Origin of the sequence: Mucilaginibacter sp. P19 (assembly GCF_050632265.1) — a bacterium.
GTDB classification, from domain to species: Bacteria; Bacteroidota; Bacteroidia; order Sphingobacteriales; family Sphingobacteriaceae; genus Mucilaginibacter; species Mucilaginibacter gossypii.
In genome coordinates this window covers 1,050,403-1,063,024 of the sequence record NZ_CP192586.1, presented here as the reverse complement: position 1 = coordinate 1,063,024, position 12,622 = coordinate 1,050,403, and the positions used below count along the sequence as shown (strand labels likewise).

Below are 12,622 nucleotides of genomic sequence, written 5' to 3'. Positions count from 1 at the left end.
CTTGTGTATCTATAAGCAATTGCATTACATATAATCTTTAAAATCCTCAAGCGGTTCGTCAAAGTCTTCCGACACCCAAATTTTCCCTTTTAAACTTCCATATCCTCTTATAGTTTGATCGCTGTTTACCAATTCAGCATTAGTAATTTTTTTCAAAAGCCTATCCACATCTTTCTCTATCTGAGTTTGTAAATCAGGGGGCAATTGATCAAGCTTTTTTATAGGTGCAACACTAACCATGTTCTTAAACTTAATTAAGCTGATTTACAAAAACTATACGTTATCTTCCAAAAGCCCAAACCAAAAACTTAGCCATCGCTTTTCGCCAGGTAGCTGTATCATGGGTACCTCCTACTACTTCAACATATCGAATTTCTTCAGGACGTTTAAAGCCTTTAATCTCCATTTCTTTAATCAGGTCGATGGTATCGTCAATGGCATCAATAATGCCGTTTTTATTTCGATCACTGGTTTCATCTTTAGTGCCGGTTTGCAGCCAGGCATTGATAGCCGGCTTGGTTTTGGTTTCCCTGATCACCTGGTGCATCAGCCTGTCGGCATCGGTATAGCCTTTGGCCAGGTCTTTTCCCCGCCACCAAAACGAACCTGAAAAAACGCCCGCTTTATCAAATAACACCGGGTTATTCCAAACAATATCAAAAGCAGATAAACCACCAAGCGAAAAACCAGCAAAAGCTGTTATATCAAACTCATTAAAGCCTGTCAAAGCTTGTAATTGCGGCAGCAATTCTTCTTTTATAAATTGAGTATATAAACCAGCCTTAGCACCCCGGCCTTTAAAATCGGGTTTACCGGCAATGCCATATTCATCCAGGCGGCTATCTCCGGCATGGATAGCTACGATCAGCACCGGCTTAAGGCGATTGGTGTTATATAATGTTTCGAGCGTGGTTTTTAATCCGAGGTTTTCAAGCTCCTGTCCGTCATTAAGCAGCAGCAGGTTTAGCGGTTCGGCGATATCACTGTCTTCCGGCTTTAGGATGGTTAAGGTCACTTCCCGCTCAATCAGCGCAGAGGTTATATTTATTTCATGTTCGGTTATCGTCATTTCAGTATCAAGCCAGCCCGGGTACATCTCTTTCTAAATTAAAATTAAGGGCGCAAAAATAAGTTATACTTTTTACTTTTTGACAGCTAAGGATTAATATTATCAGGCTGTTGCCTATTTCAAACAAACCTCCTAACTTACAGTCATTATAAAAACCACACTGCTTTGACCGAAAAATTTCACCGCTGGCACTCCCCCAACACCAATACCGACCTTGAAATGCTGGTATTCGGCGACCGCGGTTATCCTGTGATCGTTTTCCCTACTACCAAAGGCCGCTACTATCAAAACAAAGATTTTGGCCTGATCGGGAGTGTAAAATGGTTTGTTGATAATGGCCTGGTGAAGATCTATTGCCCCGATACCATCGACGACCGCAGTTGGTACAACAAAAGCATTCACCCGGCCGACAGGGCCAAAACTTATGCAGGGTACGATCGCATGTTGGTAAACGAGCTCATCCCCTGGGCCATGCACGAAACAGGCGTTGGCAACGTAGCTCTTGCCGGCTGTAGTTTTGGGGGCTATCATGCCGCCAATTTCGCATTCAAACATCCTGAAAAGGTTAGGCATTTGTTTACCATGGGCGGCGCTTTTGATATCAAAATGTTTACTGATGGTTATTATGATGATAACATTTTTTATAACAACCCGGTCGATTTTTTGCCGGGCAGCAACCATCATGACCTTTGGCAAATGAATATTGTTCTCGGCACATCCGAGTATGACATATGCAAAGGATATAACATCCAGCTCTCAAACATTTTAAAACAAAAAGATATTAAACACTGGCTGGATATCCGCCCCTTTGCCAATCACGACTGGCCCATCTGGCGCGAAATGTTCCCGCATTATTTATCAACGATTAAATAGAAACAAGAGATCAGGATTCAAGAAACAAGAAAATAAAAGGCAAGAGTTTAAGAGACAGGAAAAAAATGAAAAAATAAAGAGCAAGACTTACATCAACCTGAAACCCAAAGAAAAACAAACATATAAACACCTACTATCATGAAAAAAATCGGTATCTTATTCGGACAGGAAGATTCGTTTCCGCAGGCATTTGTTGACCGTGTAAACCAAAAAGCAGAAAAAGGCATCAGTGCCGAGTTTGTACGGCTCGATAAAGTAATGCAGGCCGAACCGCTTGACTATGCTGTGATCATCGACCGGATTTCGCAGGATGTGCCTTACTATCGCGCAGCCCTAAAAATGCGGCTATTTGCGGTACAGCGGTAATCAACAACCCTTTTTGGTGGAGTGCCGACGAAAAGTTTTTTAACAACGCCCTTGCTGTAAAAATTGGAGTGCCTGTACCTAAAACCGTAATTCTGCCATCAAAGGAACTTCCTGATGATACCACCAATAAATCATTCCGCAACCTGGCCTACCCGTTAGATTGGAATGGCATTTTCAACTATGTAGGTTTCCCAGCCTATATGAAACCTTTTGACGGCGGCGGTTGGAAAGAAGTTTATAAACTGGAAAATGAGAAAGATTTTTTCAGCAAATACGATAAAACCAAACAGTATGTAATGATGCTGCAGGAAGAGGTTGTTTTTGACGATTACTTTCGCTGCTATTGCATTGGCGGCAAGCATGTGCGCATTATGCAGTATGAGCCGCGCAACCCTCACCACCTGCGCTATGAGCATGGTAAAGCACCTGCATCTAAAAAGCTATTGGACACCATTAAAGATTATGTCATAAAACTAAACCAATATTTAGGTTACGATTTTAATACAGTGGAGTTTGCTGTACGCGATGGCATACCTTACGCTATTGATTTTTGTAACCCCGCCCCCGACGCCGAAGTTACCAGCGTAGGCCAGGAAAACTTTGAATGGGTGGTTGAAACAGCCGCCGATTATGCCATTGAACGCGCAAAAAAACAAAAAGACGGCTTTGACAACCTTACCTGGGGCGAATTTGTAAAAACTTCGGCAGCAAAAATGCCGTTGGTAGCAGTTGCAAAAAAAGCGGCCGTTAAAGCAGATGTTTCCGTGGCTATGGTTGACCATGCTATTGAAGACGAGGGCAAACCGAAGAAAACCAAAACAACCAAAGCACCCGCAGCAAAAGCAGCTATGGCAAAAGAACCGGCGGTAAAAGCTGCCGCAGTGAAAGAAACGGCAGTAAAAACCGCTGTGGTAAAAGAGCCTGTTGCCAAAGCTACAGCCGTAAAAGAAAAAGCAGCGCCTAAGCCTAAAAAGGCAGCTAAGAAATAAATAAAAGGTTGTCATTTCGAACGAGGAACGAGGAGAAATCTCGTACGCGCGATAAGCTATTCGTATAAGATTTCTCCCTACGGTCGAAATGACAACCGTTTTTTTAAGTAATAACCCTAACCAATTATGAACGAATTTACCTTAGGTGTTGAAGAAGAATTTATGGTGATTGACCCGGTATCGCGGGAGCTAAAATCGCATGAGCAAAAAATTGTGGATGCAGCCCAAAAAATCCATGAAGACCAGGTAAAAGCCGAAATGCACCAGGCCGTGGTTGAGGTGGGTACCCATATTTGCCGCAATACCCAGGAAGCCCGCAAGGAGGTAAGTAAGCTTCGTACCACGGTAGCGCAACTGGCGGGTGATATTGGTCTGCGAATTGGCGCCGCGGGTACACACCCGTTTTCGCACTGGCAGCATCAATTGATTACCGATAACCCCAGGTATTTTGAAATTGTGGATGAGATGCAGGAGGCGGCCCGCTCCAACCTCATTTTTGGTTTGCATGTGCATGTTGGCATCCAGTCGCGCGATATGGCTATTCACATTGCCAATCAGGTGCGCTATTTTTTGCCGCATGTGTATGCCCTTTCAACCAATTCGCCATTTTGGGAAGGGCGGAACACGGGCTTCAAATCATTCCGTACCAAGGTTTTTGATAAGTTTCCGCGCACCGGTATCCCCGATTATTTTAGCAGTATAGAGGAGTATGACCGCTACATAAAGCTGCTCGTAAAAACCAATTGCATTGATAACGCCAAAAAAATCTGGTGGGATATCCGGGTACATCCTTTCTTTGAAACTATTGAGTTCCGCATTTGCGACTGCCCTATGCTGGTTGATGAAACCATTGCGTTTACCGCTTTATTCCAGGCTTTATGTGCCAAATTGTACAAGCTCAGGGCGCAAAACATGAAGTTTATTAACTATTCGCGCGCGCTCATTAACGAAAATAAATGGCGTGCAGCCCGGTACGGTATCGACGGCAAAATGATAGATTTTGGTAAGGAAATGGAGGTAAACACCCGTTCGCTGATTTTGGAGCTACTTGATTTTGTAGATGACGTAGTTGATGAGCTTGGCTCACGCGATGACCTTCAATATGTACACAATATCCTGGAGCATGGCACCGGAGCCGACAGGCAGCTGGCTATTTATCAGCAAAACAATAACTTTGCTGACGTGGTGGATTATATCACCTCACAAACATTGAAGGGGTTGTAAGCCCCCTCAGCGACTATATAACAACGTCATTTCGATAAAGCAACCGTGGCTGAGCCGATGGGGCAAAAGAGAAATCTTATACACCATACAAATACATAATTGCTCAGCGCATATTGTATAAGATTTCTCCTCACAACCAACGCTTAATCCCAACTGGTCTCGTCGAAATGACAATTATTTTAAATTGGTAAATACGGAATCCTAAAGCAAGGATAATATTAGAAAGATGCAGCAGATGACTGAGAAACCGGAAATAAAAGTAGCCATACTTGACTTGTATGATGGGATAGCGAACGAGGGAATGCGTGGTTTCCAGGATATTTTAAAACGTTACAGGGCTGAACACAATTTAAATTTAAGTTACCAGATCTTTGATGTACGCCGTAAATGCGAGATGCCGGGCACCGGTTTTGATATTTATATTTCAAGCGGAGGCCCGGGTAACCCATTGGAAACAGAAGGTACCGAATGGGAGAAGAAATACTTTAACCTGGTTGATAAGCTGGAAGATTATAACCTGTCCAACAACAGCAACAAAAAAATGTTTTCTTTGTGTGCCACTCGTTTCAGTTAATGTGCCGTCATTACAAGCTGGGCGATATCAATATGCGGCGCTCCCCGTCATTTGGCGTACTGCCGGTAAATAAAACCGGGCTTGGATTAAACGAGCAATTATTTAAAGGTTTAGGCGAACCATTTTATGCGGTTGATTCCCGCAGTTGGCAGGTCATCAACCCGGATGAAAAACGCTTTAAAGAGCTGGGTATGCAACTGGTGGCTATAGAAAAAGAACGGCCGCATGTTGATTTGCCAAGGGCGATGATGGCCATCAGGTATAATGATTATTTCTTTGCTACACAATTTCACCCCGAAGCCGATGCCGGAGGGATGAAGGGGATGTTGCTTCGCGAAGAAAAAAGACGAAGTGATCAGCGAGCACGGAGAGGTTAAATATCATGAGATGCTTGAACGCCTCGACGATCCGGATAAAATAACGTATACTCAGCGTACACTGATCCCTAATTTTTTGGATATGGCGGTTAGCCCCACCCAACCCTCCCCTAAAAGCAGAGGGCTTTTAGAGGTTAAAGAAGAATAAATAGTTTATTATAAATTATAATAAGAAAATCTCCCATGAAAGGGAGATTTAGAGGGGCTAATCATGATTCCATCAATCAGAAAAGTATTCAACGAAAAGTTTAGCACAGGAAAGTACAGCCAGTTTCTTGATAAACTCAATAGTGACTTAAAAGAACCCGTTCCTTTCCGTGTTGCGGAAACCCCCGTTTTTTTAACTGCTGATTTCCGTGATAAGCTTATCTCCGCCGGCAATGATATTGTTGATACTATCCTCAAGCCCAATTTCAAAGAACTTACAGAGCGGGCCATACCTGATTTTTGGCGGGTATCCAATGAAAATGATCATCCTCATTTTATCGCACTTGATTTTGGGATCTGTAAAGATGAGCAGGGTAATATCGTGCCAAAACTTATTGAATTGCAGGGATTTCCTTCACTTTACAGTTTCCAGGTGCATCTGGGAGATACTTATCAGGAGGTTTATGATATCCCCGCGGATGAAACCATCTTTTTTGGGGGACTGAAGGAGGAAAGTTACCTCGATCTGCTCAAAAAAACTATTCTTGGCTCTTACCAGTCCGATGAAGTTGTATTAATGGACGTAAACGCCCCAGAACAAAAAACAGCAGTTGATTTTTATCTCACACAAAAATACATTGGTACGCCGGTTGTATCGTTGAGCGACCTGATCCAGGATGGCAAAAAGCTTTATTACATGGCAGGCGATCAAAAGAAGCTAATTAAGCGCATCTACAATCGCCTTATTTTTGATGAAATAGCCGGTGATCCGGATATTTTTACCAAAGTGGCAGATATCAGGCAGCCCCTTGAGGTTGAATGGATCACACACCCCAACTGGTTTTATCGGGTCAGTAAATTCACCATGCCTTTTTTAACAGGCAATTACATTCCCAAAACTCAGTTTTTGCACCAATTAAAGCAAATCCCTGCTAATTTGGAAAACTATGTGCTTAAACCATTGTTCTCCTTTGCAGGTCAGGGTGTGATTATCGATATTAGTAAGGAAGACATAGAAACCATTACAGATCCTGAAAACTGGATCTTACAGGAAAAGGTGAATTACGAGCCTGTTGTGCAATCGCCGGAAGGTGGCGTAAAGGCCGAGATCAGGTTGCTTTATCTCTGGCCCGATGGGGATAAAAAACCCACACTTGCAACAAACCTTGCACGGTTAAGCCGTGGAAAAATGATAGGCGTACGTTATAATAAAGATTACAACTGGGTTGGCGGCACGGTTGCTTTTATGCCCCGTTAAACTTTGTACTAATTACCCTGTCTGTACGTATATATTAAATAATGCTTAATTTTGTCTTTATGAATATGCAGATCATCATTATCGCGATACTTTTTGCAGGCGCTGTTTTTTACATTGGCCGTATGATGTACAGGGCGCTTACTACTAAAAAAAGCTGCGGCGGCAATTGCAAATGCGGTGTTGATTTTTCAGGTATCGAACCCGGAAAAACCACCAAATAATGCCCAATTCTTATTTCATACAATCTTCATAAGTAACCTATACTTTTAATAAAGTAATTTTTCTTAATGTCATCAAGCAAGCAAGTTTTTCAGGCTGATAATCCCGGTAGGTGGAACCGTTTTAAATGGTTGAGCCGTGTACTACTGGCTGCATTGATTATTGGTATAATAGCCGTTATTGTTACCATCCGCTCAACCTATTACCCCGAGCTTCCCAACCTTAACCCTGCTCCCAAAAAAATGACCAGGGAGGAACTTGAGCAATTAAAAAAGTCAACGAAATTCAAATCGTTCAAAATTCAAAAATCTGAAATAGAAGCACTTGAGAGGGCTAAAAAATTACACCAGCTTAAACAACCTAATAATAAAGACCGTATAAACGCCGCTTTTTATCGTGCGTGGGAACCTCAGGCTTATAACTCGCTGGTGGTGAATATTGGCCACCTGGATATGGTAGTGAGCGAAGGCTTTTCTATATTACCTAAAACTGATACCGTTGTAACCAAGCTCGATACCGGGCTGATGAACCTCAATAAAAAATACAACAAGCCGATTATTGTATCACTGTCAAACTACGTAAACTACAACAACACACATGGCGGCTATGATACTAAAGATGTAGACCGTATTGTTAACAATAAAACACTTCGTAGTAATTTTATTAACAGCATAGCTAACTCGCTTACCAAAAACAAGTTGAAGGGTGTCAATGTTGATTTTGATGAGCTAAGGGACCGAAACAGTAAAAATTACATAGCCTTTCAAAAAGAGCTTTATACAACCTTGCATGCCAAAGGTTTCCTGGTTACTCAAAACGTAGTGCCGGAGGATGAAAGTTTTGATATCACAAAGCTCCAGCATGTAAACGATTTCCTGTTCATCATGGCTATTGATGAACATTATGAAGCAACCAATGCCGGCGATCTTTCAAATCAGCGCTGGGTTGAGCAAATCCTCGATGATGTATGTTCGAAAGTTCCGTCAGAAAAAATAATTTTAACATTCGCAGGCGGCGCCTACGACTGGCCCGAAGGCAGTGTAGGTAAAACTATAGGTTATCAGCAGGCTATCAGTACCGCCGAAGAGCAAAAAAGCAAGATCACCTTTGATCCAAATTCGGCAAATTTACACTTCACTTATATGGACAAGGACAGCCTTGACCATACCATTTACTTTACAGACGCGGCAACAAACTTTAACGTAATCCGCATGGCCGACGACTGGGCCACCGGCGGCGTGGCTTTATGGCGCTTAGGTGCCGAAGATCCGCGTTTGTGGACATTTTTCCAGAAAAACCTGTCGATAGACTCATTGAAAAAAACAGGTGTGGATATGCGGAAACTTACATCTGTAGGTTTAAACAACCGTGTAAATGTTGACTACGATGGTGATGGCGAGGTGCTTGACCTCATTACCACTCCTACCACCGGGGTAATTGATGTAAAAATGGATACATCTACATTTACTATTCTCGATCAGCATTATATAAAACTTCCCACTAAATATGTAATTCGCAGGTATGGTTATGCTCCCAAGAAAGTAGTTTTAACTTTTGATGATGGCCCCGACCCCGATTTTACCCCACGTATTTTAGATATCCTTAAAGCCGAAAAGGTACCGGCAGCATTCTTTGTTGTGGGTTCCATGGCCGAAAAAAACATACAGTTGCTGCGGCGCGAATATGAAGAAGGTTATGAAATAGGCAACCACACCTTTTTTCATCCTGATATTTCAACCATCAGCTTAAAACGGGTGATACTGGAGCTTAACTCCACGCGCAAACTTATTGAATCGGTAACCGGCCGAAGCACTATCCTGTTCCGCCCGCCATTTAATGCCGATGCCGAGCCGCAAACCCTTGCCGAGGTTATTCCGGTTGCAGAAAGCCGCCGTCAAAGCTATATTACCATCGGCGAATCTATCGATCCCTGGGATTGGCAGCCCGGCGTTACTGCCGATAGCATTATTGCCCGCACCATAAGGCAAAAAGATAACGGATCAATGATATTACTGCATGACGCAGGAGGTGATACCCGTGAAGAGACCGTTAAAGCCCTTCCTGCAATCATTCATTACTTTAAATCGCAAGGATACCAGTTTACCACCATTGCCGATGTACTGGGCAAAACTAAGGATGATCTGATGCCGCCGATTAAACCAGATCCAAGCACAGGCATTTTCGGGCCCGCCTATGATGTTTTTATCCATGGTTATTACTATGTAAACTGGGCGCTGATCTATATATTCCTGTCGGCCATATTCCTGGCTATTGGCCGCATTGTGCTTATTGGCATTTTGGCTGTAAGGCAGCGAAGCGTGGATAAAAAATCCAAAAAGCTTGATCGCAATACCGATGTGATGCCTGCCGTGAGTATCATAGTTCCTGCTTACAACGAGGAAGTTAACGCAGTAGCAACAATACAAAGCTTGCTTAAAACCGATTATCCATCATTCGAGATTATTTTTGTTGATGACGGATCAAAAGATAAAACATTTGAGGTTGTAGAATCCGCCTATAAAGGTAATCCGCTCATCAAGATCCTAACCAAACCAAACGGAGGTAAGGCATCAGCGTTAAACTTTGGTATCACCCATGCCCAAAATGATTTTGTGGTTTGTATTGATGCCGATACCCAACTCAAAACAGATGCGGTTTACCAGCTCATGACCTACTTTACCGATGAGGAAATTGGCGCGGTTGCCGGAACCGTTAAAGTTGGAAACGAAACAAATATCATTACGCGCTGGCAGTCGATAGAGTATATCACTGCGCAAAATATGGACCGCCGTGCGTTCGACCTCATTAACAGTATTACCGTTGTTCCCGGGGCCATTGGGGCATTCCGTAAATCGGCCATTTTCCGTGCGGGCGGCTTCACTTACGATACCCTTGCCGAAGATTGCGACCTTACCATGCGCATACTTAAACAAGGCTACGTGGTGCGTAATTGTGCCGAAGCCATTGCATATACCGAAGCGCCCGAAACAATAAATATGCTACTGAAACAGCGTTTCCGCTGGAGTTTTGGCGTAATGCAAAGCTTCTGGAAAAACCGGGATGCATTGTTTAACAAAAAGTACAAGTTTTTTGGAATGGTGGGGATGCCTAACATCCTGATTTTCCAAATCATATTACCGCTGTTCTCCCCTCTGGCAGACTTGATGATGCTATTCGCCCTGTTCGGTGAGAAACCCGAAAAGATGCTGCTTTATTACGTAGCATTTGTGGTGGTTGATTTTATAGTGGGTATCATCGCTTTCCGGATGGAAAAGGAAGACTACAAGAAACTCATCTATATCATTCCGCAGCGTTTTATGTGGCGGCAGTTAATGTATTACGTGCTGTTTAAATCGCTACGAAAAGCATTGAAAGGCGAATTGAGCGGATGGGGAGTGCTTAAGCGCACCGGTAATGTGAAAGTTGATGGCTCGGGAAGCAAAAAAGCACAGCCGATATATATGGTAATTGGCGTAGCGATAATTGCGGCAATTGTGTATTTATTATATAAACATTACAGTTAAACAAACAGCCTGTGGCTTACAAATACATAGACTGAGTTTTGCTGCGTGCAAACTCATCAAAATTGGTGACCAACTAAAAACTTTAGTTCGCTACCAGTTGTTTATATCTCTGAGAAAAGACATTATAACACAGTTAAAACCTTATACCGATTTTACCGATCTGATTTTTGATTGCCTCGGACAATCAAAAATCAGACATTGTTAATCTGAATAAAGTCAATGAGTTGAATTTTTTTTGAAGAGCTAAAACACAATATAGTAGTAAAAAAAGCCATAATAAAGGTATAGCCATGGAGAACAGCTTCATTAATGCCTTATTTAAGTGCCCTACTCCTTTTCAATCAAACAAACCGCATAAGCCACAACACCTTCTTCACGACCTATAAAACCCATTTGCTCGTTTGTGGTAGCTTTAATGGAAATATCTTCTTCGCTAATAGCCGCAGCTTCTGCTATGTATGTTTTCATTGCAGGGATATGCGGGTTGATCTTCGGAGCTTCAAGACATACCATAGCATCAATATTGCCGATGGTGAAACCCTTTTCTTTGATTAGGGCAACCACATGCTGCAAAAGGACCAGGCTGCTGATGCCTTTCCAACGGTCGTCTTTATTTGAAAAGTGAAAACCTATATCGCGCAGGTTTGCCGCCCCCAGCAGGGCATCGCAAATGGCGTGTAACAATACATCGGCGTCTGAGTGGCCATAAGCACCAGCGTGGTGCTCAAGTTTAACCCCGCCTAAAACGAAGGGGTGATTTTCCTTTAACTGGTGCACATCAAACCCAAAACCTACCTTAATTTTACCCATTATCTTTTAGAAGCATTTGTTGTACCGCCAAAATTTGCCGACAAAGTGAAGCGCAAAGTATTGGCCAGGGCACTATTTTGCTGGCTGGCTGCCAGATATGAAAAGTCAAAATCAAAAACACTGTACTTAAACCCAATACCCATGGTAACATAATGCCTGTCGCCTTTGTTGGGGTTTTCATAAAAATAGCCTGCCCGTACAGCAAACTGTTTGTTGTACCAATATTCAACACCCGGCGAAAAGCTGATCTCTTTCAGCTCTTCACTGAAACCACCCGGTGCATCGCCAAACGATTGAAAAAGACCCGCCGGCACCGATACATTATCATCCTTGCCTTTGATGATCTTACCATCCTGATCGCGCAGCGGCGGGGTTGGTACCAGCAGTTTGTTGATGTCAAAGGTTGCTGTAAACTCATTAACATCATCTAACTGCCAGGTGTTAGCCACACCTAATTTCAAGTTGGCCGGCAAAAAATACTTGTTGCCCACATCGCTGTAGCTGATTTTTGTACCAATATTTGAAATGTGTGTTCCAAATGCAAAAGTATTGCCATCACCATAAGGCGCTGTATAGTACAATGAAACATCTGCAGCAAAGGCATTCCCCGCCTTTGCTGCCTGGCTTGAGCCGGTAGCGAATGAGATACTTGATATATTAGAATGAATGTATCTCGCAGTAAGGCCTAACGAAAAATTATCCCCAAACTTACGGGCAAATGACACATCTAACGAATACTCGTTTGGTGTGTAAGTACCCTGGTCGTTTGTATTATCGTCGGTAAGCTGAATGGAACCATAATTAAAATACCTGAGCGAAGCGCCTATTGTATTCCGCTCATCAATTTTATGGGCATAACTCAGGTATGATAAGCTGATATCAGGAACAAGGTGCCTTAACCAGGGGCTGTATGATACAGACAACGCATCATTACTTTCTAAAAATGCAAGCTTTGACGGATTCCAAAAATTTGCATTTACATCCGGCGACAAAGCCACGCCTGCATCCCCCATAGCCCCCGAACGCGAATCAGGTGAAATATTTAAAAAAGGCACTTCGGTGGGAATTGCATTGATACTACTTCCGTTAGGATTTGTTTGCGCAGTTGCAGCAAGTGGCAATAAAAATGGGGTAATAATAGCAAGGCCTCGAAATGTAAAAAACTTCATTTGTAGGAGTTAGGTTTTAACAA

General features: G+C 42.8%; 14 protein-coding genes. 10 read left to right on the top strand and 4 right to left on the bottom strand.

Features of this window, described 5'->3' with window-relative positions:
- Nucleotides 1-24: 24 nt before the first annotated feature.
- Both vapB and ACQ86K_RS05135 read right to left on the bottom strand, forming a co-directional pair.
- Nucleotides 25-240 (bottom strand): type II toxin-antitoxin system VapB family antitoxin, encoded by a 216-nt coding sequence (gene vapB, locus ACQ86K_RS05140; protein WP_091175845.1) that lies wholly within the window; start codon nucleotides 238-240, stop codon nucleotides 25-27.
- A 40-nt stretch (nucleotides 241-280) separates the two neighbouring features.
- The gene (locus tag ACQ86K_RS05135) at nucleotides 281-1,069 is read right to left on the bottom strand and encodes an alpha/beta hydrolase (RefSeq protein WP_431199929.1); all 789 of its coding nucleotides are present in this window, start codon (nucleotides 1,067-1,069) and stop codon (nucleotides 281-283) included.
- Between the two features lie 165 nt (nucleotides 1,070-1,234).
- Between ACQ86K_RS05135 and ACQ86K_RS05130 the strand changes: the two genes are divergently transcribed.
- The 10 genes from ACQ86K_RS05130 to ACQ86K_RS05085 all read left to right on the top strand — a co-directional run bounded on the left by ACQ86K_RS05130 (nucleotide 1,235) and on the right by ACQ86K_RS05085 (nucleotide 10,620).
- Entirely contained in the window at nucleotides 1,235-1,942 is a 708-nt protein-coding gene (locus ACQ86K_RS05130; RefSeq protein ID WP_091175839.1) for an alpha/beta fold hydrolase, read from the top strand.
- Nucleotides 1,943-2,080: 138 nt separating this feature from the next.
- Nucleotides 2,081-2,308 carry a hypothetical protein gene (locus ACQ86K_RS05125; RefSeq protein WP_431199928.1) on the top strand — a complete coding sequence of 76 codons (228 nt, stop codon included), beginning with the start codon at nucleotides 2,081-2,083 and terminating at the stop codon, nucleotides 2,306-2,308.
- A gap of 68 nt (nucleotides 2,309-2,376) precedes the next feature.
- Nucleotides 2,377-3,297, top strand: a complete 921-nt coding sequence (locus ACQ86K_RS05120; protein WP_431199927.1) for an ATP-grasp domain-containing protein — start codon at nucleotides 2,377-2,379, stop codon at nucleotides 3,295-3,297.
- A 126-nt stretch (nucleotides 3,298-3,423) separates the two neighbouring features.
- Entirely contained in the window at nucleotides 3,424-4,521 is a 1,098-nt protein-coding gene (locus ACQ86K_RS05115; protein ID WP_090533867.1) for a carboxylate-amine ligase, read from the top strand.
- Between the two features lie 235 nt (nucleotides 4,522-4,756).
- Nucleotides 4,757-5,095 carry a hypothetical protein gene (locus tag ACQ86K_RS05110; RefSeq protein WP_431199926.1) on the top strand — a complete coding sequence of 113 codons (339 nt, stop codon included), beginning with the start codon at nucleotides 4,757-4,759 and terminating at the stop codon, nucleotides 5,093-5,095.
- A complete protein-coding gene (locus ACQ86K_RS05105; RefSeq protein WP_431199925.1) occupies nucleotides 5,095-5,472 on the top strand; it encodes a glutamine amidotransferase-related protein in 378 nt (125 codons plus the stop codon). The genes ACQ86K_RS05110 and ACQ86K_RS05105 overlap by 1 nt, the downstream gene beginning before the upstream one ends.
- 10 nt (nucleotides 5,473-5,482) lie before the next feature.
- Nucleotides 5,483-5,620, top strand: coding sequence for a hypothetical protein (locus tag ACQ86K_RS05100; protein ID WP_431199924.1), 138 nt, complete (start codon nucleotides 5,483-5,485; stop codon nucleotides 5,618-5,620).
- Between the two features lie 63 nt (nucleotides 5,621-5,683).
- A complete protein-coding gene (locus ACQ86K_RS05095; RefSeq protein ID WP_091175832.1) occupies nucleotides 5,684-6,877 on the top strand; it encodes a hypothetical protein in 1,194 nt (397 codons plus the stop codon).
- Between the two features lie 41 nt (nucleotides 6,878-6,918).
- Nucleotides 6,919-7,098 (top strand): FeoB-associated Cys-rich membrane protein, encoded by a 180-nt coding sequence (locus ACQ86K_RS05090; RefSeq protein WP_243770706.1) that lies wholly within the window; start codon nucleotides 6,919-6,921, stop codon nucleotides 7,096-7,098.
- Between the two features lie 66 nt (nucleotides 7,099-7,164).
- Nucleotides 7,165-10,620, top strand: coding sequence for a glycosyltransferase (locus ACQ86K_RS05085; protein WP_091175827.1), 3,456 nt, complete (start codon nucleotides 7,165-7,167; stop codon nucleotides 10,618-10,620).
- 327 nt (nucleotides 10,621-10,947) lie between these two features.
- Here the strand turns inward: ACQ86K_RS05085 and ispF are convergent, their stop codons facing one another.
- A complete protein-coding gene (gene ispF, locus ACQ86K_RS05080; RefSeq protein ID WP_091175825.1) occupies nucleotides 10,948-11,430 on the bottom strand; it encodes a 2-C-methyl-D-erythritol 2,4-cyclodiphosphate synthase in 483 nt (160 codons plus the stop codon).
- On the bottom strand, nucleotides 11,430-12,599 hold the full coding sequence (gene porV / locus ACQ86K_RS05075; protein WP_091175822.1) for a type IX secretion system outer membrane channel protein PorV: 1,170 nt from the start codon (nucleotides 12,597-12,599) through the stop codon (nucleotides 11,430-11,432). The genes ispF and porV overlap by 1 nt, the downstream gene beginning before the upstream one ends.
- Nucleotides 12,600-12,622 lie beyond the last annotated feature (23 nt).